23 protein-coding genes, 1 rRNA gene and 1 riboswitch are annotated in these 24,949 nt (G+C 71.2%); of the genes, 8 read left to right on the forward strand and 16 right to left on the reverse strand.

All coding sequences use genetic code 11. The annotated features are described in order from the left end of the window. Window positions 1-17: 17 nt before the first annotated feature. Both ACFYOV_RS23625 and ACFYOV_RS23630 read right to left on the reverse strand, forming a co-directional pair. Window positions 18-602: a Clp protease N-terminal domain-containing protein gene (locus ACFYOV_RS23625; RefSeq protein WP_389090365.1), complete on the reverse strand. Its 585-nt coding sequence runs from the start codon at window positions 600-602 to the stop codon at window positions 18-20. 491 nt (window positions 603-1,093) lie between these two features. Continuing rightward, window positions 1,094-1,717, reverse strand: coding sequence for a PadR family transcriptional regulator (locus ACFYOV_RS23630; protein WP_389090367.1), 624 nt, complete (start codon window positions 1,715-1,717; stop codon window positions 1,094-1,096). Between the two features lie 164 nt (window positions 1,718-1,881). Between ACFYOV_RS23630 and ACFYOV_RS23635 the strand changes: the two genes are divergently transcribed. After that, a complete protein-coding gene (locus ACFYOV_RS23635) occupies window positions 1,882-2,691 on the forward strand; it encodes a PhzF family phenazine biosynthesis protein (protein WP_389090368.1) in 810 nt (269 codons plus the stop codon). 71 nt (window positions 2,692-2,762) lie between these two features. On the opposite strand, the gene ACFYOV_RS23640 is transcribed toward ACFYOV_RS23635, so the two are convergent. Together ACFYOV_RS23640 and ACFYOV_RS23645 are read right to left on the reverse strand one after the other, a co-directional pair. Further along, window positions 2,763-3,563 (reverse strand): CPBP family intramembrane glutamic endopeptidase, encoded by an 801-nt coding sequence (locus ACFYOV_RS23640; RefSeq protein WP_389090369.1) that lies wholly within the window; start codon window positions 3,561-3,563, stop codon window positions 2,763-2,765. An 81-nt stretch (window positions 3,564-3,644) separates the two neighbouring features. Next, on the reverse strand, window positions 3,645-5,162 hold the full coding sequence (locus ACFYOV_RS23645) for a glutamate--cysteine ligase (protein WP_389090370.1): 1,518 nt from the start codon (window positions 5,160-5,162) through the stop codon (window positions 3,645-3,647). Window positions 5,163-5,719: 557 nt separating this feature from the next. Between ACFYOV_RS23645 and ACFYOV_RS23650 the strand changes: the two genes are divergently transcribed. The 6 genes from ACFYOV_RS23650 (at window position 5,720) to ACFYOV_RS23675 (ending at window position 10,517) form a co-directional block, all read left to right on the forward strand. Further along, entirely contained in the window at window positions 5,720-6,304 is a 585-nt protein-coding gene (locus ACFYOV_RS23650; protein WP_389090371.1) for a hypothetical protein, read from the forward strand. A gap of 389 nt (window positions 6,305-6,693) precedes the next feature. Beyond that, a complete protein-coding gene (locus ACFYOV_RS23655) occupies window positions 6,694-6,900 on the forward strand; it encodes a DUF5999 family protein (protein ID WP_389090373.1) in 207 nt (68 codons plus the stop codon). A gap of 250 nt (window positions 6,901-7,150) precedes the next feature. Then, window positions 7,151-7,546: a molybdopterin-binding protein gene (locus ACFYOV_RS23660; RefSeq protein ID WP_389090374.1), complete on the forward strand. Its 396-nt coding sequence runs from the start codon at window positions 7,151-7,153 to the stop codon at window positions 7,544-7,546. A 181-nt stretch (window positions 7,547-7,727) separates the two neighbouring features. Then, window positions 7,728-8,537, forward strand: coding sequence for a molybdate ABC transporter substrate-binding protein (gene modA / locus ACFYOV_RS23665; RefSeq protein WP_389090376.1), 810 nt, complete (start codon window positions 7,728-7,730; stop codon window positions 8,535-8,537). Beyond that, window positions 8,534-9,382, forward strand: a complete 849-nt coding sequence (locus tag ACFYOV_RS23670) for an ABC transporter permease (protein WP_389090377.1) — start codon at window positions 8,534-8,536, stop codon at window positions 9,380-9,382. Before modA ends, ACFYOV_RS23670 begins: the two co-directional genes overlap by 4 nt. Window positions 9,383-9,413: 31 nt before the next feature. After that, a complete protein-coding gene (locus ACFYOV_RS23675) occupies window positions 9,414-10,517 on the forward strand; it encodes an ABC transporter ATP-binding protein (protein ID WP_389090379.1) in 1,104 nt (367 codons plus the stop codon). Between the two features lie 100 nt (window positions 10,518-10,617). On the opposite strand, the gene gcvP is transcribed toward ACFYOV_RS23675, so the two are convergent. Beyond that, window positions 10,618-13,503 (reverse strand): aminomethyl-transferring glycine dehydrogenase, encoded by a 2,886-nt coding sequence (gcvP, locus tag ACFYOV_RS23680; protein ID WP_389090380.1) that lies wholly within the window; start codon window positions 13,501-13,503, stop codon window positions 10,618-10,620. Between the two features lie 175 nt (window positions 13,504-13,678). Next, a riboswitch (glycine riboswitch) is annotated at window positions 13,679-13,774 on the reverse strand. Window positions 13,775-13,888: 114 nt separating this feature from the next. Between gcvP and ACFYOV_RS23685 the strand changes: the two genes are divergently transcribed. Next, a complete protein-coding gene (locus ACFYOV_RS23685; protein WP_389090382.1) occupies window positions 13,889-14,269 on the forward strand; it encodes a PRC-barrel domain-containing protein in 381 nt (126 codons plus the stop codon). Between the two features lie 45 nt (window positions 14,270-14,314). On the opposite strand, the gene ACFYOV_RS23690 is transcribed toward ACFYOV_RS23685, so the two are convergent. The 11 genes from ACFYOV_RS23690 to rrf form a co-directional block, all read right to left on the reverse strand. Beyond that, window positions 14,315-15,736 carry a DNA polymerase IV gene (locus tag ACFYOV_RS23690; RefSeq protein ID WP_389090383.1) on the reverse strand — a complete coding sequence of 474 codons (1,422 nt, stop codon included), beginning with the start codon at window positions 15,734-15,736 and terminating at the stop codon, window positions 14,315-14,317. Window positions 15,737-15,782: 46 nt separating this feature from the next. Then, window positions 15,783-16,466, reverse strand: coding sequence for a MerR family transcriptional regulator (locus ACFYOV_RS23695; protein WP_389090385.1), 684 nt, complete (start codon window positions 16,464-16,466; stop codon window positions 15,783-15,785). Window positions 16,467-16,789: 323 nt separating this feature from the next. Then, window positions 16,790-17,263, reverse strand: a complete 474-nt coding sequence (locus ACFYOV_RS23700; RefSeq protein ID WP_037684412.1) for a bifunctional nuclease family protein — start codon at window positions 17,261-17,263, stop codon at window positions 16,790-16,792. Between the two features lie 80 nt (window positions 17,264-17,343). After that, complete coding sequence (locus ACFYOV_RS23705) at window positions 17,344-18,084, reverse strand: MerR family transcriptional regulator (RefSeq protein ID WP_389090386.1); 741 nt, start codon at window positions 18,082-18,084, stop codon at window positions 17,344-17,346. A 44-nt stretch (window positions 18,085-18,128) separates the two neighbouring features. After that, window positions 18,129-19,079: an FHA domain-containing protein gene (locus ACFYOV_RS23710; RefSeq protein WP_389090388.1), complete on the reverse strand. Its 951-nt coding sequence runs from the start codon at window positions 19,077-19,079 to the stop codon at window positions 18,129-18,131. Window positions 19,080-19,140: 61 nt separating this feature from the next. Beyond that, the gene (locus tag ACFYOV_RS23715) at window positions 19,141-20,166 is read right to left on the reverse strand and encodes a DUF881 domain-containing protein (RefSeq protein WP_389090389.1); all 1,026 of its coding nucleotides are present in this window, start codon (window positions 20,164-20,166) and stop codon (window positions 19,141-19,143) included. Between the two features lie 5 nt (window positions 20,167-20,171). Then, window positions 20,172-20,504, reverse strand: coding sequence for a small basic family protein (locus ACFYOV_RS23720; protein WP_003988855.1), 333 nt, complete (start codon window positions 20,502-20,504; stop codon window positions 20,172-20,174). Further along, window positions 20,501-21,340, reverse strand: a complete 840-nt coding sequence (locus tag ACFYOV_RS23725; RefSeq protein ID WP_389090409.1) for a DUF881 domain-containing protein — start codon at window positions 21,338-21,340, stop codon at window positions 20,501-20,503. The genes ACFYOV_RS23720 and ACFYOV_RS23725 overlap by 4 nt, the downstream gene beginning before the upstream one ends. Before the next feature lie 184 nt (window positions 21,341-21,524). After that, window positions 21,525-24,020: a sugar phosphate nucleotidyltransferase gene (locus tag ACFYOV_RS23730; RefSeq protein ID WP_389090391.1), complete on the reverse strand. Its 2,496-nt coding sequence runs from the start codon at window positions 24,018-24,020 to the stop codon at window positions 21,525-21,527. Between the two features lie 115 nt (window positions 24,021-24,135). After that, complete coding sequence (locus tag ACFYOV_RS23735; protein WP_389090392.1) at window positions 24,136-24,744, reverse strand: CDP-alcohol phosphatidyltransferase family protein; 609 nt, start codon at window positions 24,742-24,744, stop codon at window positions 24,136-24,138. Between the two features lie 110 nt (window positions 24,745-24,854). Beyond that, a 5S ribosomal RNA gene (gene rrf / locus ACFYOV_RS23740) occupies window positions 24,855-24,949 on the reverse strand; the annotation flags it as partial.

Below are 24,949 nucleotides of genomic sequence, written 5' to 3' on the forward strand. Positions count from 1 at the left end.
TCCGCGGCCGGCCCACCTCAGTGGGCGGCGTCCCCGCACCCCGTGGCGTACTCCCCCGGCCGGTGGCCGCACACGCCGGTCGCCGCACCGAGCCGGGAGACCAGTTCGGCCGGGTCGATACCGGCGCGCCGGAGCACCTCCGCGGCCCGGGACTGCGGGTCCTCGGCCATCGCCGCGAGCAGATGCACTCCGCGGGCCCGCCCCTCGCCACCCCGGGCGGCCCGCTCGTGGGCGCGTCCCACGCAGCCGGCGGCAAGCGGCGAGAAGCCCGCTACCCCCGCCACGACGGGGACGGCGGCGGAGTCCTCCACGGAGCTCTGCCAGCGCAGGCCGTACCCGATGCTGCGCTGCACCAGGTAGCCGAGCAGCCGGGCGGTCCGGGGGCCGTGGCCGACGACCTCGCTCACCTGGGAGTCGGCCTCCAGGAGCGAGTGCAGCAGGTGGGCGGTGTCGATCTGGCGGTCCCCGTCCCGCAGCGCCCGGCGCCGGGCACCGGCGACCACCGCTGCCAGCTCGGCACTGAGCCTGGCATCGTTGTCCGAGCGGTGGAGGCCCTGTTCTCTGGGCTCTTGGGCCGACTGCCGGGGGATAGGGGGTTGCACACCCTCACCCCATCAGTCCCGCAGCCCCGGGTCATCCCCGGCGGGGAGCATCTTGGCGTCCCACGGCAAGGTGACCCGGCGGGCCGCGATCTCCTCCTTGGGAAGGAGATCAGGCCGATCCGCGTCAGGGGTGCACGCCCCTCTGCCCCGCGCCCCCGGCCAACCGAGACCGGGCGCCGCACCCCCCGCACGGGCACGGAGGGCAGAAGCCGGCGGCGGCCGTGTGGACGGCGGACGGCAGGGGGAGCACGATCACCGGGTCCACGTCCCGCAGGACGATGTCCTGCCCACCGGCCGAGTTGTGGGAGGCGTGGCGCTGCCACGGCGGGAGCTCCCCGGCCCGCGCATGGGACCTGCCCGGCGCGGCGGACGCACGCCCGTCCTCCGGTCCGGCCGACGCTCCCCGGGCCGCATGCCGCCGGGCGGCGCCCACGACGGCTCCGCGAGCCTTCCGGGCCGCCGTGGCCCGCGCCGCACGGGTGTCCCGCCCGTCAGCCCTCGTCGGCGAGGATCAGGTAGAGCTTCTTGCGCGCCTCGTTGATGACGCCGAGCGCCCTCTCGCGCTGCTCCTTGGTGCCCGTCTTCCAGACCTGGCCGAAGGCTTCCATGAGTCCGAAACCGGCCTGGCGGATCTCGCTCAACGCCTCCCAGTCGACCCCGCGTGAGGCTTCCTCCCAGGGCGCCTCCGGCCCCTCATCGGCCGCGGCGCGACCGGGTTCGGTGAGCGAGAAGAGTTTCTTGCCGCCTTCGGTCTCACTGGCGATGAGCCCCTCGTCCTCCAGCAGCTGAAGGGTGGGATACACGGAGCCGGGGCTGGGTTTCCACGCCCCGCCGCTGCGCTCGGCGATCTCCTGGATCATCTCGTAGCCGTGCATGGGCCGGTCCTTGAGCAGGGCCAGGATCGAGGCCCGTACGTCGCCGCGGCGCGCCCTTCCCCTCGGTCCGCCGCGCCCTCGCCCGCCCCAGGGACCGTGACCGAAGCCCGGCCCGAACCCCGGTCCACCGTGACCACCCGGGCCGAAGGGCCCGAAGGCCGCCCTCAGCCCGTCGAAGTCCCCCCGGCCGCCCCGCGGGCCGCCGTGACCGTGTCCGTGCTCGTGACCATGGGTGCGCATCGCCACCACTCCCTTCCATCATTGATCTGTCGCGATGCGTCAACGATATATCGGAACCTGTCGGTCGACAAGGCCCGGTCCCGGGCCGCGTCCCCTGGGTGACAGGGCCGGCATCAGCGGATTGGCCTTGGCCTGCTGCTTCGCGCACCCCCTACGGTCGGGACATGCGGATTCGAATCGTCGACGCCTTCACCGACCGGCCCTTCGCCGGCAACCCGGCCGGAGTCCTGCTCCTGGACGCCTTCCCCGACGACATCTGGCTCCAGAACGTCGCCCTGGAGGTGAACCACGCCGAGACCGCCTTCGCCCACCCCCTGCACGAGGACGACGAGGCCGACTGGGCCCTGCGCTGGTTCACCCCCGCCTCGGAAGTCGCGATGTGCGGTCACGCGACGCTCGCCACGGCCCACGTGCTCCACACCACCGGGGCCCACGAGGGTCCGGTGCGATTCGCCACCCGCAGCGGCGTCCTCGTCGCGACCCCCGCCGAGGACGGCTCGGTCACACTGGACTTCCCCACCGCCCCGCTCACCCCCGTCGACCTCCCCGAGGGGGTCGCCGAGGCGCTGGGCGCCGAGCCGCGCACGGCCTTCGACACCGGGCCCCAGGTCGGCGACCTGCTCGTCGAGGTCGCCGACGAGCGGACCGTCCACACCCTGCGGCCCGACCTCAAAGCCCTCGGCGCCCACTCCGAGCGCGGCCTCATCGCCACCGCCCGCGCGGACGACCCCACCCGGGGCTACGACTTCGTCTCCCGCTGCTTCTTCCCCAACGTGGGCATCGACGAGGATCCGGTCACCGGCAGCGCCCACACCGCGCTGGCCCCCTACTGGTCCGAGCGCCTGGGCCGCACGGCGCTCACCGGTCTGCAGGCGTCCCCGCGCTGCGGCCTCGTCCGCACGGAACTGCGCGGCGGGCGCACCCTGCTGAGCGGTCGCGCGGTCACGGTGATCGAGGGCGACCTGCTGGTCTGACCGCGGAACCGCCGGTGGGGCGTACGGCCGAGGCCGTACGCCCCATCCGTGCGTCCGCGGGCACGGCCGCCTCACGCCGTCGGCAGCCAGCCCACCTTCCCCGCCAGCAGCGCGTACCCGACGAACGCCCCGATGTCGAGCAACGTGTGCGCGACCACCAGGGGCATCACCCGGCCCCAGCGCCGGTAGAGGTACACGAACACCACGCCCATGACCATGTTCCCGACGAACCCGCCGATGCCCTGGTAGAGGTGGTACGACCCGCGCAGCACCGAACTGGCCGCCAGCGCGGCGGCCGGTGTCCACCCCAGCCGGTCGAGCCGTCGCAACAGGTAGCCGACGACGATCACCTCTTCGAGGACCGCGTTCTGAAGCGCCGACAGGATCAGCACGGGGAACTTCCACCACACCTCGGGCAGTGCCTCGGGCACCACGGTGAGGTTGAAGCCCAGGCCGCGCGCGGCCAGGTAGAAGGCGATGCCGGTACTGCCTATGACCGCCGCGATCGCCGCTCCGCGGACCAGGTCGGACCAGGGGCGGGTGCGGTCGAAGCCGAGGGTGCGCAGCCCCGCGCCCTCGCGCAGCAGGAAGTGCGCGACGAGCGCGACCGGCACGAGTGCCGTCGTGATTCCGAAGAGCTGCCATGCCAGGTCCAGCCACGGGCGTCCGGGCGCGGCCGAGGCGTTGAGGGTGGCCGCCTGGTCCTTCAGGCCGCCGGGTCGGGTGACCGATCCGATGAAGCTGATCAGCGCCGAGACGCCGCTCGCCCCGAGGGAGAGCGCGAGCACGAGCAGCGTCTCGTCACGGAGGGTCTTCCGCGTGAGCCCCTGCTCGGGATGGAAATCGGCCCCCGGGCCCGCCTCCGCCTGCACACCTGCCTCCACATCACCGATCCGTCCGATCAGTATGAGGGCAGCGGCCGGTCCGCTCGGCCGGCGGTCCGGGAACGCCGGTCAGCCCGTGGGGACGGGTTCGGGCAGGCCCACCGGCCAGGTGTGCACGGGTTCGCCGTGCACCATCAGCTCGCGGTAGCGGCGGGTGGTGGCGGCGAGCGCGGCCTCCCGGCCGAGGCCGAGGTCCAGGGCCCGGTGGAAGGTGGCGGCCTGCCAGGTCGCGCCGTTCACCCGGCGCCGGCACCGCTCCTCGATCACGCCGAGGTACAGGTCCCGGTCGGCGGGTTCGATCCCCCACGCGTCCAGTCCGGCCTCGGCGAGCGGCAGCAGTTCGTCACGGACCAGGGTGACGGCGTCGACCTCGGCCGTACCGCCGTAGCGGCCGCGCCGGGGCCAGGTGAGCCGAGCGTCGATGCCGTGTTTGCAGGCGGCGTCGAAGTTGGCGGCGGCGTCCTCGAAGGGCAGCCGGGTCCACACCGGCCGGCTGTCCTCGGCGAGGGCGCGCACGACGCCGTAGTAGAACGCCGCGTTGGCGACGACGTCGGTGACGGTGGGACCGGCGGGCAGGACGCGGTTCTCCACCCGCAGGTGGGGGACACCGTCGGCGACGCCGTAGACCGGGCGGTTCCAGCGGTAGATGGTGCCGTTGTGCAGGACCAGTTCGGCGAGTGCCGGCACCCCGCCCGCGTCCACCACCTCGAGCGGGTCCTCGGCGTCGCAGATCGGCAGCAGGGCCGGGAAGTAGCGAAGGTTCTCCTCGAAGAGGTCGAACGCCGAGGTCACCCACCGCTCCCCGAACCAGGTACGCGGCCGCACCCCCTGAGCCTGGAGCTCGGGCGGGCGGGTGTCGGTGGACTGCTGGAAGAGCGGGGGCCGCGACTCGCGCCACAGCTCGCGGCCGAACAGGAAGGGCGAGTTGGCCCCGACCGCGATCTGCGCGGCGGCGACCGCCTGGGCGGCGTTCCACACGTCGGGGAACCGGGCCGGGGTGACCTGGAGGTGCAGTTGCACAGAGGTGCAGGCGGCCTCGGGCGCGATGGACTTCGAGGTGCAGTTGAGCCGCTCCACTCCGTCGATGTCGAGCGTGAAGTCCTCGCCGCGCGCGGCCACGATCTGGTCGTTGAGCAGCGTGTAGCGGTCGACGTCGGAGAGATTGGAGGAAACCAGGTCGTCCCGGTCGAGCGTGGGCAGAATGCCGATCATCACGATCCCCGCATCCACCTCTCCGGCTTTCCGGTCGGCGTATGCCAGCGAGGTGCGCAGTTCCTCGGCGAGCCGGTCGAATACCCGTCCGTCCAGGCGGTGGGGGGCAATGTTCACTTCCAGGTTGAACATGGCGAGCTCTGTCTGGAAGTCCCGGCTGGCAATGCGTTCGAGGACTTGCCCATTCAACATCTTCGGCATGCCGTCAGCACCCGCGAGATTCAATTCGATCTCCAGCCCCATGAGGTTCTTGGGGCGGTCGAACCGCTTCTCCGCCAGGAGTCGCTCCAAGCCCGTCAGACACCTGCGGAGCTTGTCGCGGTAGCGCTGGCGATCGGACAGGTCGAACTGACCTGCCACGATCTTCTCCCCCATCGAAGCGTCCTTTCCTCGCACGGGCGGTCGAAGATCGACCGCCGGGGTCCCGGTCCACAGGGGAGGATGCCCAGCGGATGCGATCGATAACGCCCCGGAAGGGTTCGTCGGCCGCTACCCTGAGGGTTGTGACCGCTGGCACATTCACGAGGCATGGCACACGGCGCACGTACCGGCGGCTGTGAACTCGTGAAAAACGCCGACGAGAATTGGCCGTCCGCTCGGCGGACATTTTCTGAGGTCACCGCCGCGCACCCCGCCCTGAATCGGGATATTCTTCGTGTTTCACCGGCCAGAAGTACCCTTGTTTCGCGACTCGAAAACAACTAGACGAAACACAGCGTGAACGCGTGTCGTATAAACTTCGCGAACAAGGCAGAAGGCTGGCGCCCGCGGCCGAGTGATCCAGCCGTCGAGGTGACGTGCGGCAGGCCTCACCCCCACCTCCCGGGCTCGGACCCATGGCCCCACCTCTCTGACCTTCGCGAGCTGACAGCGCCGTCCGCCCCGCCCCCGCCCTCGCGCCACTGTGCCTTCGAAATGAGAGGCGACCCACCATGCCGCTGCGTGTACCCCCGGCTCCCGCGCCCGCACTGCGTTCCGTCCTGACCGCGCTCTCCTCCCCCACCGCGGTCAGCGAGGCCCGAACTCCCTCCCTGCTCGCTGCTCCGGGGCCCACCTCGCCCGAGCTGCCGCTGCCCGTCCACGTCCTGGACCGGATCACCGCCGAGGGCGTGTCCGCGACCCGGCTGGCGGGATGGCGTTTCCTGATCCGCTGCGGCGACCGCGCCGTGGCCGCGGCGGACACCGTGCTCACCCCCGACGGGTGGGCCTTCTCCCGCTTCTTCGAGGGTCCGTACATCACCTCCACCGAACTCGCCCTGCGCCAGGCCGAGGCCATGGCGCAGCCGCACCAGCCCCGGCTGCTGTCGGTGCCCGGCCTGTACATGCTGACGCTCTGGCTGCACGGCGACCCGACCGCAGACGGCGCCGACGGCCACCCGGCTGCCACCGACCTGCTCGTCCCACTCGCGCCGGCCCCGCCCGGCATCGCGGCCCACCGCCCGCACCGGGTCGCCGAGCTCCTCCCGGTCCTCACTCACCGGGCGACCCCGACGCGCCTGATGGGCTCCCCCGCCTGACCCTCCACGGCGGCAACCCCCGTACCCCGCTCTCCGGAACTCCGGACGGCGGGGTACGTTCCGTTTCGAGGAGCCTCACTTGGCTCCCACGAGCGGCGAGAGGCTCCGACGGGCCGGAGGCAGGCCGCACCGCCCGAGCGGACTAGCCCTTTTCGGCCCCCTCGAACCATCCGAAGTGACAGCCCGGTCGGGATGAACCGACAGCAGGGGCGGTGCGTCATCATCCTGTGAGGAGCGGTGCCGCGAAATCCCTGCGGAACGTCGTCCGTGGGGCAACACTGGTTTCCGACCGACTTACACAACGGGGGGCGGCCATGAACGAAGCTTCACGCCGCGGAACTGAAACGACAGCCAGCCCACAGGTCACAACAGAGCGAAAGATTGCACCTATGTGCCAGCACCAGCCACCGTGCCCCTCAGCCGACTCCGCCGACCGGGAATCCGCCCGTCTCGTGGCGCACCACCCGGAGCAGGGCTGGAGCCTGCTGTGCAACGGTGTCGTGCTCTTCGAGGACACCGGCGAGCTCCTGCCCGACGGCCGGATCATCGCCCCGCAGCGCCCCCGGGGAGCCGGCCAGGTGATGACCAGCGCCTGAGCACCACCGGTGGCACGGGCCTGTCCGTGACACGAGGGGCCGGACCGCGGGACACCTCCCGCGAACCGGCCCCGACGCATGTCCGGGGGAGGTCACTCACCGTGGCCCCCCGCGCCGAACCGGGTGACCGGCGCGTCACCCGTGACCGGGCCGGGTGACCGGCGCGTTCCCCGGGCCGGAAGCAGGCGACCGCGCGTCCACCGGCCCCGGCCCGGGACGCCCTTCTGCCGCCCGCCTTATCGTGATCGGCATGCAGTCCTACACGATCGGCCAGGCAGCACGACTGCTCGGCGTGAGCCCGGACACCGCCCGCCGCTGGGCGGACGCGGGCCGCATGGCGACTCATCGCGACGACAGCGGACGGCGGCTCGTCGACGGACGGGACCTGGCCGCCTTCTCGGTCGAGCTCGCCAAGGCGGGCACCGCCGAGGAGGACGCTCCGTACACCTCGGCCCGCAACGCCTTCCCGGGCATCGTCACCGCGATCAAGCTGGGCGACGTCGCCGCCCAGGTGGAGATCCAGGCCGGCCCGCACCGGCTCGTCTCCCTGCTCACCCGTGAGGCCGTCGAGGAGCTGGGCCTGGAGGTCGGGGTGGAGGCCACGGCGCGCGTGAAGTCGACGAACGTCCATATCGATCGCGCGTGAACAGGTGCGGTGGTGCGCGCAGCGGTTCCGCACCCACGCACATGCCCGCCTGTTCCGCGCTTTGCCTCGCCGATGCGAGGTGACACGCGGATCTCCCTGGCAGATGCGCCGGTATGATCGGCGTATCGGAAGGGCCCACGCTGGGTTCGTCCGGCCTGCCCAGAGAGGGAGTGACTCCGAGATGACTCGTTCCGCCCGCCGGACCCACCCGGTCCTTCGGCTCGCAGGCTTGGGCGCCGCCGCACTGCTGACGCTCAGCGCCTGCTCCCCGTCCGACGCGGACACGGATGCGGAACGGGACGCCGGCAGGCAGCCCAGCGGGACGGTCACCGTCTTCGCGGCGGCCTCCCTCAAGGAGAGTTTCACGGCGCTGGGCAAGCGTTTCGAGGAGCGGCACCCCGGGACCACGGTCACGTTCAACTTCGGCGGCAGCGACTCCCTCGCCGCCGGCATCACCAACGGTGCCCCGGCCGATGTCTTCGCCGCCGCCAGCGCCCGGACGATGAAGCTCGTCACGGACCGCGCGGGCACGGCCGGCCCGCCCGCGACCTTCGCCCGCAACCGCCTCCAGATCGCCACCCTGCCGGGCAACCCGGACCGCGTCGGCTCGCTCGAGGACCTGGCCGAACCACGGCTGAAGGTCGTGCTGTGCGACAGGACGGTGCCCTGCGGCGCCGCCGCGCAGACCGCGCTGACGGCCGCGGAGGTCGAACTGACCCCGGTGTCCTACGAGCAGGACGTCAAGAGCGCGCTGACGAAGGTCGAGCTCAAGGAGGCGGACGCCGCCGTCGTGTACCGGACCGATGTGAGGGCGGCGGGTGACACGGTGGAGGGCGTGGACTTCCCGGAGTCGGCCGAGGCCGTCAACGACTATCCGATCGCCCTGCTCGAGAACGCGCGGAACCCGTCGGCGGCGAAGGCGTTCCTCACCCTGGTCAGGTCCCCCGAGGGCCGGAAGGTCCTCACCGACGCGGGGTTCCTCGAGCCGTGACCGCGCCGCACGGCAGCCCGGCCACCAACCGCCGGACCCCCCGGAGGGCCGGCCCGCGAACCCCCTCTCGCGGCGTCCCCCTCCCCCTCCTCGTGCCCGCGCTGCTGGGGCTGGCTTTCCTCCTGGTCCCGCTGCTCGCGCTCCTCCTGCGCGCACCCTGGCGCGACCTCCCCGATCAGTTGACCAGCCCGGAGGTGTGGGAGGCGCTGCGGCTGTCGCTGATGTGCGCCACGGCGGCGACCGCGCTGAGCCTGGTCATCGGCGTCCCCCTGGCGTGGCTGCTGGCGCGTACCGAGTTCCCCGGCCGCGGCCTGGTCCGCGCCCTGGTGACACTGCCGCTGGTCCTGCCACCGGTGGTGGGCGGCGTGGCCCTGCTGCTCGCGCTGGGACGCAACGGCGTCGTCGGCCAATGGCTGGACGCGTGGTTCGGCATCACTCTGCCGTTCACCACCACGGGCGTGATCCTCGCCGAGACGTTCGTGGCGATGCCTTTCCTGGTCATCAGCGTCGAGGGCACACTACGGGCGGCCGATCCGCGCTTCGAGGAGGCGGCCACGACCCTGGGCGCCTCCCGCTTCACCGCGTTCCGCCGGGTCACCCTGCCGCTGATCGCCCCGGGCATCGCGGCCGGCGCCGTACTGGCCTGGGCGCGGGCACTGGGCGAGTTCGGCGCGACGATCACCTTCGCGGGCAACTTCCCGGGCCGCACCCAGACCATGCCCCTCGCGGTCTACCTCGCCCTCCAGAACGACCCGGCCGCGGCGATCGCCCTCAGCCTGGTCCTGCTGGCCGTGTCCATCGCCGTACTGGCCGGTCTGCGGGACCGCTGGATGAGAGCCGCCTGACACCATGCCCGCGACGCCGGAAGAGCTCCCGATGGCCGACCCGCACCCGTCCTCCCCACCACCCGGCCGCACCGGCGCCGACGCCGCCTCACCCGGCGCCGGCCTCGACGCGCGTCTGGTCGTCGACCGCGGCACGTTCCGCCTCGACATCGCGCTCACCGCCGCGCCCGGCGACGTCGTCGCCCTGCTCGGTCCCAACGGGGCCGGCAAGACCACCGCGCTGCGCGCCCTCGCCGGGCTCACGCCGCTCACCGAGGGCCGTCTCCGGCTGGACGGCGCGGACCTGCACCGTACGCCGCCCGAGTCACGTCCGGTCGGCGTCGTCTTCCAGGACTACCTGCTCTTTCCGCACCTGACCGCCCTCGACAACGTGGCCTTCGGGCCGCGCTGCCGGGGCGTGGCCAAGGCCGAGGCCCGCGCCCAGGCCGCCGAGTGGCTGGACCGCATGGGCCTGGCCGAGCACGCCGGCGCCAAGCCCCGCCGTCTCTCCGGCGGCCAGGCGCAGCGCGTGGCCCTCGCCCGCGCCCTGGCCACGCACCCCCGGCTGCTGCTCCTCGACGAGCCCCTCGCCGCCCTGGACGCCCGCACCCGCCTGGAGGTCCGCGCCCGGCTTCGCCGTCATCTCGCCGCGTTCGAGGCCGTCGCCGTCCTGGTCACGCACGACCCGCTGGACGCCATGGTGCTGGCCGACCGCCTGGTCGTCGTGGAGGACGGCCGGATCGTCCAGGAGGGCACGCCCTCCGACATCGCCCGCCACCCCCGCACGGAGTACATCGCCCAGCTGGTCGGGCTGAACCTCTACCGCGGGAACGGCGACGGCCACACGGTGCGGCTCGAGGCAGGCCCGGCGATCACCACCACGGAGCACCTCTCCGGCCCCGCCTTCGTCGCCTTCCCGCCGGGTGCCGTGACCCTGTACCGCGAGCGCCCCACCGGGTCCAGCGCCCGCAACCTGTGGCGCTGCCAGGTCGCCGGACTGGAGACCCACGGCGACCAGATCCGCGCGGAACTCACCGGCGAGCTCCCGCTGGCCGCGGACCTCACCACCGTCGCCGCGGCCGAACTGGACCTGCACCCCGGCGCGCCGGTCTGGGCCGCGGTCAAGGCGGCCCAGACACACGCCTACCCGGCGTAGAACAGACAGTCCGGACAGTGCGGGCGGCCCTCGCCGGACACGCCGGAGGGCCCCGCCCCGGCCGCACGGCCGGAACGGAGCCCTCAGCGCTCCGTCCGCGTCAGTCGTCGTACGCGTCCAGCGGCGGGCAGGAGCAGACCAGGTTCCGGTCGCCGAAGGCCTGGTCGATGCGGCGCACCGGCGGCCAGTACTTGTCGGCGGCGCTCACCCCGGCCGGGAAGACGGCCTCCTCCCGGCTGTACGCGTGCTCCCACTCCGCCCCGAGGGCGGCGGCGGTGTGCGGGGCGTTGTGCAGCGGGTTGTCCTCCGCCGGCCATGCGCCGGAGCCGACCTTCTCGATCTCCGCGCGGATCGCGATCATCGCGTCGCAGAACCGGTCGAGCTCGATCAGGTCCTCGGACTCGGTCGGCTCGATCATCAGCGTGCCGGCCACCGGGAACGACATCGTCGGCGCGTGGAAGCCGTAGTCGATCAGCCGCTTGGCCACGTCGTCCACGCTCACACCGGTCGCCTTCGTCAGCGGGCGCAGGTCGATGATGCACTCGTGGGCGACCAGCCCGCCCGGGCCGGTGTACAGCACCGGGTAGTGCGGCTCCAGCCGCTTGGCGATGTAGTTGGCGCTGAGCACCGCCACCTGCGTGGCCCGCTTCAGCCCCTCGCCGCCCATGAGGCGGACGTACGCCCACGAGATGGGCAGGATGCCCGCCGAGCCCCACGGAGCGGCCGAGATCGGTCCGACCCCGCTCTCCGGGCCGGCCTCGTCCTGGAGCGGGTGGTTCGGCAGGTACGGGGCGAGGTGGGAGCGCACTCCGACCGGGCCGACGCCGGGGCCGCCGCCGCCGTGCGGGATGCAAAAGGTCTTGTGCAGGTTCAGGTGCGAGACGTCACCGCCGAAGTGGCCCGGCTTGGCCAGGCCCACCAGCGCGTTGAGGTTGGCGCCGTCCACGTACACCTGGCCGCCGGCCTCGTGCACCTGGGCGCAGATGTCGGCGACGTGCTCCTCGAACACTCCGTGCGTCGAGGGGTACGTGATCATCAGCACCGCCAGCTCGTCGCGGTGCTTCTCGATCTTCGCCCGCAGGTCCTCGACGTCGATCTCGCCGTCGTCCGCGGTCTTGACGACGACGACCTTCATACCGGCCATCACGGCGCTGGCGGCGTTGGTGCCGTGCGCGGAGGACGGGATGAGGCAGACGGTGCGCTGCTCGTCCCCGTTGGCCCGGTGGTAGCCGCGCACCGCGAGCAGACCGGCCAGCTCGCCCTGAGAACCGGCGTTGGGCTGGAGCGACACCTTGTCGTACCCGGTGACCTCGGCGAGCCGCTCCTCCAGCTCACGGATGAGCGTGAGGTAGCCCTGTGCCTGCTCGACGGGGGCGAACGGGTGCAGCTGACCGAACTCGGGCCAGGTGACCGGCTCCATCTCGGTGGTCGCGTTGAGCTTCATGGTGCAGGAGCCCAGCGGGATCATGCCGCGGTCCAGCGCGTAGTCCCGGTCGGCGAGGCGGCGCAGGTAGCGCAGCATCGCCGTCTCGGAGCGGTACTGCTGGAAGACCGGGTGGGTCAGGTACTCGTCGTTGCGCAGCAGCGCGTCGGGGAGCGTGTCCCGCGCGGCCCCGTCCAGGGCCTCGACGTCGCCCTCGACGCCGAAGGCGCTCCACACGGCGCCCAGCTGCGACCGGGTCGTGGTCTCGTCGCAGGCGATCGAAATGTGGTCGGCGTCGACGAGACGCAGGTTGACGCCGTTGTCCCGCGCGGCGGCGACGGTCTCGGCGGCCCGCCCCGGGACCCGCACGGTGAGCGTGTCGAAGTAGGAGCCGTGGACGATCTCGACACCGCCGGACCGCAGTCCCTCGGCGAGGACCGTCGCGTACCGGTGGGCGCGCCGCGCGATGGTCCGCAGGCCTTCGGGGCCGTGGTAGACGGCGTACATGCCCGCCATGACGGCGAGCAGCACCTGGGCGGTGCAGATGTTGCTGGTGGCCTTCTCCCGGCGGATGTGCTGCTCACGCGTCTGGAGGGCCAGCCGGTACGCCTTGTTGCCGTCGGCGTCGACGGAGACGCCGACGAGCCGCCCGGGAAGGCTGCGCGCCATCTTTTCCTGCACCGCCATGTAGCCGGCGTGCGGTCCGCCGAAGCCCATGGGGACGCCGAAGCGCTGCGTGGTGCCGACCGCGATGTCGGCGCCCAGTTCACCGGGCGACTTCAGCAGCGTGAGGGCCAGCAGGTCGGCGGCGACGGTGACGAGCGCGCCGAGCTCGTGCGCCTGGTCGATCACCGGCTTGATGTCGCGCACGGCACCGGAGGCACCCGGGTACTGGATCAGCACGCCGTTGATCTCGCGCCCGGCGACCTCGGCGGGGATGCCCTCGCTCAGATCGGCGACGACCACCTCCACGCCGGTCGGCTCCGCGCGGGTCTCGATCACGGCGATGGTCTGCGGCAGCGCGTCCGCGTCGACCAGGAACAGCCCCTTCTTGTTCCTGCCCATGCGCCGGGACAGGGCCATCGCCTCGGCGGCGGCGGTGCCCTCGTCGAGCAGGGAGGCGCCGGAGGTCGGCAGTCCGGTGAGCTCGGCGACCACGGTCTGGAAGTTCAGCAGCGCCTCGAGCCGCCCCTGGGAGATCTCCGGCTGGTACGGCGTGTACGCCGTGTACCAGGCCGGGTTCTCCATGACGTTGCGCAGGATGACCGGCGGCGTGAAGGTCCCGTAGTACCCGAGCCCGATCATCGAGCCCAGTACCTCGTTGCGGTCGGCCAGCGACCGCAGCTCGGCCAGCACCTCGGCCTCGCTGCGCGCACCCGGCAGGTCCAGCGCATCGGCATTCTTGATCACATCGGGGACGGCGGCGGCCGTCAGCTCGTCGAGCGAGCCGTAGCCGACCTGCGCGAGCATCTTGGCCCGCGCTTCCTGGTCGGGGCCGATGTGGCGCTGCTCGAAGGGAACTCCCTGTTCGAGCTCGGAGAGCGGAGTGCGATGGGCGGTCATTGCGGAGGCCTCCTGGTCTGACGACCTTCGAGGGGCACCACGGCGCGGGTGCCCGGACGGCCTCCCCCTCTGTCATCTCAACCTGAGAGCTTCACCGGACCGCCCGAAGGGCGCCCGGCTTTCACCGTCGGTGAGAGCGGAAGCCGTCGACACCCGCTCTGCTTTCCAGAGTGACCTCGTCCGTGCGGTACGTGTGCCTGAGAGATTCCGGGGAGGATTTGCTCCTTCGGCGCCTCCGATGGTGCCTGGAGGACTCTCCCGCACGGGGTCAGCAGCCGTCTGCCAGCGTACCAGCGAGCGGCCCGCACGGACCTTCGAGTGGCCGCACCGTCGATTGTGCCGTTTTGTAGTGCTTACGGATGAGTTTGCGACCAGTGGAGGGCCCGTGCAGACCGACATCGATCCGCGCAACCTGATCGGCCGCAAGGCGTTCGACCGCGACGGCACCCGGCTCGGCACGATCGACGAGGTCTACCTCGACGACGCCACCGGCATACCGGAGTGGGCGGCGATACGGACGGGCCTGTTCAGCCGCGACGCCTTCGTCCCCCTGGAGCCCAGTGAACTCGTCGACGGCGCCCTCCACGTCCCCTTCGACCGCGCACTGATCAAGGACGCCCCCGACTTCGGCGTGGGCCGCCACCTCTCTCCCGAGCAGGAACTCCAGCTCTACCACCACTACGGCCTCGACATCGCCGCGGCTCCTCCGCGCCCGGACCGCGACTTCGGCAAGCTCGCGGGCAGGGGCAACGACGAGCCGGCGTAGGGGCACGGGAGCGGACAGCCTCTCAATCCGCCCGCCCGGCCCCGCTCAGCCCGGCCCGGCTCCCCCACCCCCCGACCCCGCCCAAGCGGCTCCCGCTCCGGCCCCCGCGGCCCCGGTCTCCCCGCTGCCCCCGGGCCCTCTGGCCACCAGGGGCAAGGGCTCCGCCGGCTGCAGGTCCGGGTCGTCGTTGCGGAAGGTCTTCACCCGCCCGGGCTCGGATCCGGGCGTCTCGAACCGGACCGTGACCCGCCCCAACCCGCTCCCCTGCACCCACCCGTGCCCGTACTCCGTGTGCCGCACGTCGTGCCCCGCCGGCCAGCGCCGCTCGGCGGGCGCGGGCCGGGTCTCCGCCGGCACGGCCTCGGGCTCCTCACCCGGAACGGGTTCGCCTTCCCCGGCCGCCTGCGCGAACAGGTCCTCCTGCGTGTAGTCGGCGAGCCCGGTGACCCCCACACCGAGCAGCCGCACCCCACCCGTCGTGTCGACCGAGTCCAGCAGCCGGGCGGCCGCCTCACGCACCACCGCGGGATCGTCCGTCGGTCCCCGCAGCGTCTCGGACCGGGTCAGCGTGGAGAAGTCGTACCGCCGCACCTTCAGCACGATGGTCCGGCCCGACAGTCCGGCCGCCCGCAGCCTGCCCACGCACCGGTCGGCCAGCCGCCGCACCTCCGTCCCGACCCGCACCCGGTCGTGGATGTCCACGTCGTACGTGTCCTCGACCGACACGGACTTGGCCTCCCGCTCGGCCACCACGGGCCGATCGTCGCGGGCCAGCGCCATGGCGTACAGGGCGTGTCCGTGCGCCCTGCCGAGCAGCCGTACGAGCTCGTCCTCACCGGCCTCGGCGAGTTCGTCGACCGTGTGGATCCCGGCACGCCTCAGGTGGTCGCCGGTGGCCGGCCCCACGCCGGGCAGCGTCCGCACCGACAGGGGCCCGAGCATCGTCCGCTCGGTCCCCGGCTCGATCACCACCAGCCCGTCCGGCTTGGCCTGCTCCGAGGCGATCTTGGCCAGCATCTTGGAGGCCGCGAGCCCCACCGACCCGGTGAGCCCCGTGACGGCCCGTATGTCCGCGCGCAGCTTCACCCCGGCCAGCCGCGCGGACCGCTCGTCCCAGGCCGTCCCGCCGGCCTCCAGGTCCACGAACGCCTCGTCCAGGCTCAGCGGCTCGACCAGGGGGGACAGGGCCCGCAGCAACCCCATCACCTGGTCGCTGATCGACCGGTAGAGGGCAAAGCGCGGCACCAGGTAGGCGGCGTTGGGCGCGAGCCGCCTCGCCTGAGCCATGGGCATCGCCGAATGGACTCCGAAGACCCGCGCCTCGTACGAGCACGTGGCCACCACACCACGGGGCCCGAGCCCGCCCACGACGACGGCCTTCCCGCGCAGGCTCGGCTTGGACGCCTGCTCCACCGAGGCGTAGAAGGCGTCCATGTCGAGGTGCAGGATCGTGGGCGCGGATCTCACATCTCCGATGCTGCCCCATACCACTGACAACGCCCTGCCGGCCTGGCTAGACCGCCCGGTTCCGCCGCCGCGCCAGCTCGTCGGCGGGGTTGTGCCCGACCAGCGTCTCCCCGGTGTCCACGCGCTCCCCGTGCAGTTGCGACAGCGCGCTCTCGACGTCCCGCCACACGACGCCCACGGCGATCCCGAAGATTCCCTGGCCGCCCTGGAGCAGGGCGTGGACCTCGTCCGGCGACGTGCACTCGTAGACGGTCGCGCCGTCGCTCATCAGCGTCATCCGCTCCAGGTCCTGGAAACCCCGCTCCCGCAGGTGCTGCACGGCGGTACGGATGTTCTGCAGCGACACACCCGTGTCGAGGAACCGCTTGACGATCTTCAGGACGACGACGTCCCGGAAGCTGTACAGCCGCTGTGTGCCGGACCCGTGCGCGGGTCGCACGCTGGGCTCCACCAGGCCGGTACGGGCCCAGTAGTCCAGTTGCCGATAGGTGATGCCGGCGGCCGCGCAGGCCGTGGGGCCCCGGTAACCGATCTGCTCGGACGTCATGGACGGGGCCCCTCCGCTGTCCGGCACGGCCGTGGGCCGCCGGGGAGTGTGATCGACGGCGCTGCCGTGCTGCGGGAACCCCGCGCCCGAGCGGAACCGAGAGCTTGTGGGAGGGTACGGACCGCTCGCCCCGAGACTGCGTCCGGGGGCACCCCCAGCCGTACCGTCGCCGCTGCTTCTCACGCCGACCTCCGTCCTTGACCTGCCTCCTCGACGGTAGGCAGTCACCAAGGGTGCGTCAACGATCGCCACACTCGGCACGCCGAGTGATAATCACCCTAAGAGTGGTTTCCCGTGCCCCACCGCGGGGAAAGGCTAGCCGAATGCGCTCCGGACGGGTCGTGTGACGGTCTCCTGCTCCTTCGGCACGTGCGGGCTTTCCGGGTTACGTTCCGACCGCTCCCGTCCGGCTCTCCCCCGTGGACGGCGCACGACGCGCCACGCGTCGGCTCCGCCCCGCCCTGCACCGTGCCGGGCCCGGACCGCAGCGCCGTCTGCCCCGCCGCTCACTGGCTGCTGGTACCGAAGTCCTCCGGCGAGATCTGGTCGAGGAACTCACGGAACTTCTCGACCTCGTCCTCCTGCTCGTCCGGGATGGCGATGCCGGCGTCGTCGAGCACCGTGTCGCTGCCGAAGATGGGGGTTCCCGTGCGCAGTGCCAGCGCTATGGCGTCGGAGGGGCGGGCGCTCACCTCTACGCCGCTGGCGAAGACCAGCTCCGCGTAGAAGACGCCCTCACGCAGGTCGGTGATGCGTACTTCGGTGAGCTCCTGACCGACTGCCTCCAGCACGTCCTTGAACAGGTCGTGGGTCAGCGGCCGTGCGGGAGCCATGCCCTGCTGGGCGAAGGCGATCGCCGTCGCCTCCCCCGGTCCGATCCAGATGGGGAGGTAGCGGTCGCCTCCCACTTCACGCAGCAGCACGATCGGTTGGTTGGAGGGCATTTCGACCCGGACACCTACGACATCGAGCTCGTTCACACAGCAACCCTAGGCCGTGCTCGGGATGTTTGGGTAGTCGGGCAGGGATCGGGCGCCGATCCGCACCCCCGTCGCCGTCCTCAGGGCAGCCGCACCCCGAGCGCCGTTCGCACCAGTGCCGCGTGCAGTTTCACCGTCAGGCCGGCCAGCTCCTTCGCCCGCGCCTCGGCGTGCACCCTGGTCTGGGGATTCCGGTGGCGTCTGAGCGGGGCGACGACCTGGTCCACCAGCCCGGCCTCCCGGTCGGCGGCAGCCTTCATCGCCCGCAGGTGCCGTGGCTCGATGCCGAACCGGCCCAGCTCCGTGATGAGCCCCGCCACGGTGACCGCCTCGGCGTCGTACACGCCCTCCTCCACCGGAGTGATCAGCCCGTACGACTCCCACTCGACGAGATCCCGCTCGTCGATGCCCGCGGCCTCGAGCAGCTGGTCCCGCCCGATGCGGGCCGCCGTGGGCCCCTCGGGCGGCGCCTCGGAGCCGCCCTCCGCGTCACGCTGGCGGTTGACCACCGGCAGCTGTACGGCCTCACCCCGCTCCATGGCCTCCAGGTGCTCACGGATCACCTTGAGCGGCAGATAGTGGTCCCGCTGCATCCTCAGGACATGACCGAGGCGCTCAACGTCCCGGGCACTGAACTTGCGGTACCCCGACGGGGTCCGCTGCGGCTCGATGAGCCCCTCCGACTCCAGGAAGCGGATCTTGGAGATGGTGACTTCGGGGAACTCCTCGCGCAGCACGTTCAGGACCGTGCCGATGCTCATCAGTCCAGTGTCCGCGGCGGCGGCGCCGTGCCCGGCACCGCCGCTCGGTGTGTGAAGCATGGACCTTCCCTGGGGGCTTCCCCCGGTACGCGTCCGGGGGAGGGTCAGTAGCTCCGCTGGCTCGCGTAGAAGACCAGCCGGTACTTGCCGATCTGCACCTCGTCACCGTTCGACAGGGCGACCTGGTCGATCCGCTCGCGGTTGACGTACGTGCCGTTCAAGCTGCCGACGTCGGCGACCGTGAACGAGCCGTCCGGGCTCCGGCGGAACTCCACGTGCCGGCGCGAGACCGTCACGTCGTCCAGGAAGATGTCGCTCTGCGGGTGGCGCCCGGCCGTGGTGAGGTCGCCGTCCAGCAGGAAACGGCTGCCGGAGTTCGGGCCGCGGCGCACCACCAGGAGCGCGGAACCCATCGGGAGGGCGTCGACGGCAGCCTGGGCCTCGGGGGACAGCATCGGCATCGGCGTCTGACCGGTGGCCTCGGCGTCATAGGCCTCGAGACCCGAGATGGAGATCGTGGACGTCGTCTCGGAGGGGCGCTCCGGGGTGACGCCGGGCCTGAGCGGCGCACCGCAGTTGGAGCAGAAGCGGCTGTTCTCCGCGTTGCGGTTACCGCACCTCGTACACACCAGGGCCGACATGGACGGATCCTCCTGCCGCGGCTGCCCACCGGGGGCGTGGGACGCGTACGGGTCGGAGAACCCTCCACCCGTACCTGAGGTCGACGGTTGTCCGAAACCTATTCCGCCCGACTGCGCAGGGTCAACCGACGGCGCGCCCTGGCGCCCGGTTGCATCCGCGCCCGCCACCTGGTCCCGGAACAGCGGACGCCGCTCCTCGGCCTCGGGCTGTGCGCGATGGCGAGCGGTCGCGTTGTCGCTGCCCTCTCGCGAGCTCTTGCCGAACAACTTCGCAAACAACTTCACGGGCGATTCCCCTTGACCGAAACAGACCCGCCCGTGGGGCAGGACGAACCCTGACTGAACACATCGGCGGACCCGGACATCTTCACAACGTCCGTCTCCACCAGACAGTTTCCACCACGCACCACCCAATCGGTGCGCCGACCCCCCGCAACCTCATGCCCTCGCCGGACGCCCGCCATGCACCCCCGGTTCACTGCGAGGACGACCGAGCGTAGTCAGGCAGCTTCGCCGCTCGCAAGGCATCCACGACGATCTTGGTCGACCGCTCCACGGTAACGGTGGCCTGTTCCTTCTCGAGGGTCTGCACCACGCCTCCGGGGATGTTGAGCGCCGGTTCCAGGTCCTGCGGCTTGCCGATGACCTTGAAACGATACGGCGCGGTGATCTTGTTCCCGTCGACGCCCACGCCGTTGCCCGAGTCCGTCAGAAAGGTGCCGGCCACGACACGCACGCCATTCACCTGAATCGCCTCGGCACCGGCGGCACGAAGTTCCTGGACCGCGTCGAGCAGCATGTCCGCCTCCACCGTCCCCTTGGGATCCTGGACGGTCATCGTGATGCCGGGGCCCTGTGCGGCCACCGTACCCGCGAGGATGCCCAATTGCCGTTCCTTCTCCACGGTCTGCCGACGCGCCTCCTCCGCCTGGTCCGAGCTGTTCTCCAGCTCGTCGCGCTGCTTCTCGAGTCCCTGCTTCTCGTCCTCAAGACGCTCCGTGCGGTCGTCGAGTTCATCGAGGAGGCGCACGAGATCTTCCTGACGTGCCCCGCGCAGCGCGCTGTCGCCGTCGCTGTGCGAGGCCACCTGGACGGCCAGACCGAAGCCGAGACCGAACAGCAGGAGGGCGACGATGAGTTGGGCCCGGGTGATCCGCGGCGGCCACAGCCCCTGGGCCAACCGCTGCCGCCCGGTCAACCGGGGCTCGGTGTCCTCTCCGGCCGCCCCGGCCTCCGCGGACGCGGCCGGGTCCGCGGCGGGCACCTCGTCGGGCAGTTCCCTGCGCAGTCGCCCCGTCGGCGACGACGGTACGGCGCCCGGCGCCGCCCCGGGCTGGGGCGCAGGCTCGGAGACCGGCGAGGAACCAGGGGGCGGCGCGGCGTCGGGCGCCGGCGCCGGGTCGGGCCTCGGCTTGCGCACAGGCTCGTTCTCCCCTCCCGTCGAGGGGGCCGGTCCTCGCGCGGGGCGCGGCGGGGTCACGTCGTGCTCACGGTCGTTCATCGGCCTCACGCCCGGAACACGTGCCGGCGGATCGCCGCGGCATTGGAGAAGATGCGGATGCCGAGGACGACCACGACACCGGTGGACAACTGGGCTCCGACGCCCAGCTTGTCGCCCAGGAACACGATCAGCGCGGCCACCACCACGTTCGACAGGAACGACACCACGAAGACCTTGTCGTCGAAGATGCCGTCGAGCATGGCCCGCAGGCCACCGAAGACGGCGTCGAGCGCCGCCACGACGGCGATCGGCAGATAAGGCTCGACGACCGCCGGAACCTCGGGCCGGACCAACAGGCCGGCCACGACTCCCACGACGAGGCCCAGTACGGCGATCACGATGTGCCCTTCTCAGTTCTCGGCTGTGCAGTACGTACGATCACACTCGGTGCGGCGGACAGCCGGAGCTCGTCCTCCACGGAGATCCCGGTCCGGATGCCGTAGTTCTCCTGGAGTGCGTGCAGATACAGCCCGTCGGGGCTGTTCTGGAACCGGGTGCTCAACCGCTCGCCGTCCCCCACCGCGAGCACCGTGTACGGCGGCACCAGCGGCCTGTTGTCGACCAGTATCGCGTCTCCGGCGGCCCTGATCGCCGACAGGGCGGTCAGCCGCTGCCCGTTGATCGAGACGGCTTCGGCACCCGACTCCCACAGGCCGTTCACGACACGCTGCATGTCCCGGTCCCGCACCCGTCCGGTGTCGGAGAAGCCGGAGGTCGAACGCGGATCGCCGTCGCCCCCCGCGCTCGTGTCCTCGGCGTCGTCCACCACGAGCTTGACTCCCGGGCCGTGCACCGCGACGGCACCCGACAGGATCCCCACCAGCTCCGACCGGGCGCTGCCGCCACTGTCGCGCAGAGCTTCGCGCTGCCGGGCACTCACGTCCTCACGCAGCTCGTCCACGGTGTCCTCGAGCCGGTCCGCCGCCTCGGTCTCCCGCTCGATCCGGTCGATCAGCTCCTCACGCTCCTTGGCCACGACGGGAGCGGCGACCCGGGCCTGGGCGGCCCCCAGGGTCACGACCAGGGCGGCGAGCACCAGGCCGGCGGCCAGACCGAGCTTCGCCCGGAGGGTCTTCGGCATGCCGCCGCCCCCGCCCTCGGCCTTCTTCCGCGCGGCGGCCTCCGCGTACCCGTCGTCGAGGCTGTGGTCCATGACGTTGGTGATCAACGACATGGACGCGTCGGGACGCGGGAGCCGCCTGGGTGTGCTCCGATCGGGGGGTTGCTGCGGCATGCCGCACATCGTCGCACGCCGCGACCTCTACCTCCGAACGGCCCCGGCGCGCGTGCCGGACGGGCCCCCTTGGGGGCGCTTGTCCGGCACACGCGCGCGTACTACTGGTTCCGGCCCGTCCCGCCTATCGCCCGGCGCTGTCCACGACGGCCGCCCACTCGTCGAGCAGGGCCTGCGCGGAGGCGTCGTCGGGGCCCTCGGCCCACAGGTGTGTGACCGCCTCGGCCGGGTCGGGCAGCACCATGACCCAGCGACCGTCGGTCTCCACCACGCGTACACCGTCGGTGGTGTCCACGAAGCGCTCTCCGGCGGCCTCGACGACCCGCCGCATGACCAGACCCTTGACGGCCCACGGGGTCGCCAGGTCCCGCTTGAGCACGTGCGCCCGCGGGATGCGCGCGTCGATCTGGCTCAGGGTGAGCTGTGTCCGCGCCACGAGCCCGATCAGCCGCACGAAGGCCGCGGTGCCGTCGTAGACGCTGCTGAACTCGGGGACGATGAATCCGCCCTTGCCGTCACCGCCGAAGATCGTGCCTTCCTCACCGCCCACGCGCGTGAGGTCGTCCGGGGATGTGGTCGTCCACTCGACCTGGGTCCCGTGGTACGCCGCCACCTGTTCGGCGATCCTCGTGGTGGTCACCGGAAGGGCGACCCGGCCGCTGCGCCGCTCGGCCGCGACGAGGTCGAGCATGACGAGCAGCGCCCGGTCGTCCTCGATGATCCGGCCCTTCTCGTCGACCAGGGACAACCGCTCACCGACGGGGTCGAACCGCACGCCGAACGCGGCACCCGAGGACGCCACGATCTCGCCGAGCCGGACCAGCCCGGAGCGCCGCATGTCGGCCGTCTCGGTCGGCCTGGACTCGTCGAGTCCGGGGTTGATCGTCAGGGAGTCGACCCCCAGCTTCCCGAGCAGGCTCGGCAGGACCAGTCCGGCGCTGCCGTTGGACGCGTCCACCACCACCTTCAGCCCGGACTCGGCGATCCCCGTGATGTCGACATTGCGCAGCAGGGACCCGGTGTACGAGTCGAACACGCTCGCCGGGAAGTGCAGATCACCGATCTCTCCGGGGAACGCACGCCGGTACTCCTGCCGCGCGAACACCCGGTCCAGCTTGCGCTGGCTGCCCTGCGAGAGGTCGGCGCCCTGCCCGTCGAAGAACATGATGTCGACGGAGTCCGGCACACCGGGCGTGGTCCGGATCATGATGCCGCCCGCACTGCCCCGCGCGGTCTGCTGCCGAGCCACGGGCAGCGGTACGTTCTCCAGGTCCCGTACGTCGATGGCGCTGGCCTGGAGCGCGGAGATGACCGCCCGCTTCAGGGCCCGGGCGCCACGGGAGTGGTCGCGGGCCGTGGTGACGGTCGACCCCTTCTTCAGGGTCGTCGCGTAGGCGCCGGCGAGCCTCACGGCGAGTTCCGGGGTGATCTCGACATTGAGGATGCCGGACACACCACGGGCGCCGAAGAGATGCGCCTGCCCTCGGGACTCCCAGATGACCGAGGTGTTGACGAAGGCACCGGCCTCGATCGTCTTGAACGGGTAGACCCGCACATTGCCCTGGACGATCGATTCTTCACCGATCAGGCACTCATCACCGATGACGGCGCCGTCCTCGATCCGTGCCGCGCGCATGATGTCGGTGTTCTTGCCGACGACGCAGCCCCGCAGGTTGCTGTGCGGCCCTACGTACACGTTGTCGTGGACGACGGCCTTGTGCAGGAAGGCCCCGCTCTTGACGACGACGTTCGATCCCACGACGGTGTGCTCGCGGATCTCCGCGTCGGCCTCGACCTTGGCGTAGTCGCCGATGTACAGCGGCCCGCGCAGCACGGCATCGGGGTGCACCTCGGCGCCCTCGGCCACCCACACCCCGGGCGAGAGTTCGAAGCCGTCGATGTCGACGTTGACCTTGCCCTCGAGGACGTCGGCCTGCGCCTTGACATAGCTCTCGTGGGTGCCGACGTCCTCCCAGTAGCCCTCGGCGACGTAGCCGTAGATCGGCTTGCCTTCCTTCATCAGTTGCGGGAAGACGTCACCGGACCAGTCGACGGGCACGTCGGGTTCGACGTAGTCGAAGACCTCGGGCTCCATGACGTAGATACCGGTGTTCACCGTGTCGGAGAAGACCTGTCCCCAGGTCGGCTTCTCGAGGAAGCGTTCGACCTTGCCTTCCTCGTCGACGATGGTGATGCCGAATTCCAGGGGATTGGGTACACGTGTCAGGCAGACCGTGACCAGCGCGCCCTTTTCCTTGTGGAAATTGATCAGCTCGGTGAGGTCGAAGTCGGTCAGCGCGTCGCCGGAGATGACGAGAAAGGCATCGTCCTTCAGAGCCTCCTCTGCGTTCTTGACGCTTCCCGCGGTACCGAGTGGCTTCTCCTCATTGGCATAGGTGAGCTCCATTCCGAGCTCTTCGCCGTCACCGAAGTAGTTCTTGACGAGTGACGCCAGGAACTGGACAGTCACAACGGTTTCGTTGAGCCCATGCCTTTTCAGCAGCCGCAGCACGTGCTCCATGATCGGCCGGTTGGCCACCGGAAGGAGCGGCTTGGGCATGCTTGAGGTCATGGGGCGAAGGCGAGTGCCTTCACCTCCGGCCATCACGACGGCCTTCATGTCGGAAGCGTCCTCCTCGAAGAGACGACGGTCTAGCCGACTTCACCCGCCAGGATTGTCCCGCAGTTTTCGACTGCGGGCCATCGCGCATCCATGCGCGGGCCGTACAGCGAGTTCAATCGGCCATGGCGTCCGCACGTACCAGACGGCGGACTTGTACCACGTAGAGGACTCCTGCCCACCAATAGAGGGTTGTACCCCACCCGGCGAACGCCCATCCGAAAATAGCAGCGAGTGACGCGATCCAACCGCTTCCGTCACTGAGCAGGAGCAGCGGGAAGGCATACATCAGGTTGAAGGTGGCTGCCTTCCCGAGGAAGTTCACCTGCGGCGGCGGATAGCCGTGCCGCCTGAGGATGCCGACCATCACCAGCAGAACGAGCTCACGTGCAAGCAGTGCCGCGGTCAGCCAGAGCGGCAGAATCTCGCGCCAGGTGAGCCCGACCAGAGTGGAGAGAATGTAGAGCCGGTCGGCCGCGGGATCGAGAAGCCGGCCGAGGCTGCTGATCTGGTTCCATCGCCGGGCCAGCTTGCCGTCCAGGTAGTCGCTGATGCCGCTCAGCGCCAGCACCAGGAGCGCCCAGCCGTCACTCTTGGGGCCGCCGAACTCGGGCCTGAGAATGAGCCACAGGAAGAGCGGGACGCCGACGAGCCGCGCCATGCTGAGGATGTTCGGGATGGTGAGGACCCGGTCCGTCTGGACGCGGGTCTCCTGGACCTCCACCCGGGGGCCTCCTGTGGGGGAACGAGCCAACGATGCTCACTGACCTTACCTCAACGCAAAAAAGCTCCGGCTCTCGGGCTGCATGCCCAAGAGCCGGAGCTCTAAAAGGAGTTCGGCGGCGTCCTACTCTCCCACAGGGTCCCCCCTGCAGTACCATCGGCGCTGTAAGGCTTAGCTTCCGGGTTCGGAATGTAACCGGGCGTTT

The sequence above is a fragment of the Streptomyces sp. NPDC005931 genome (assembly GCF_042871235.1).
Classification (GTDB): domain Bacteria; phylum Actinomycetota; class Actinomycetes; order Streptomycetales; family Streptomycetaceae; genus Streptomyces.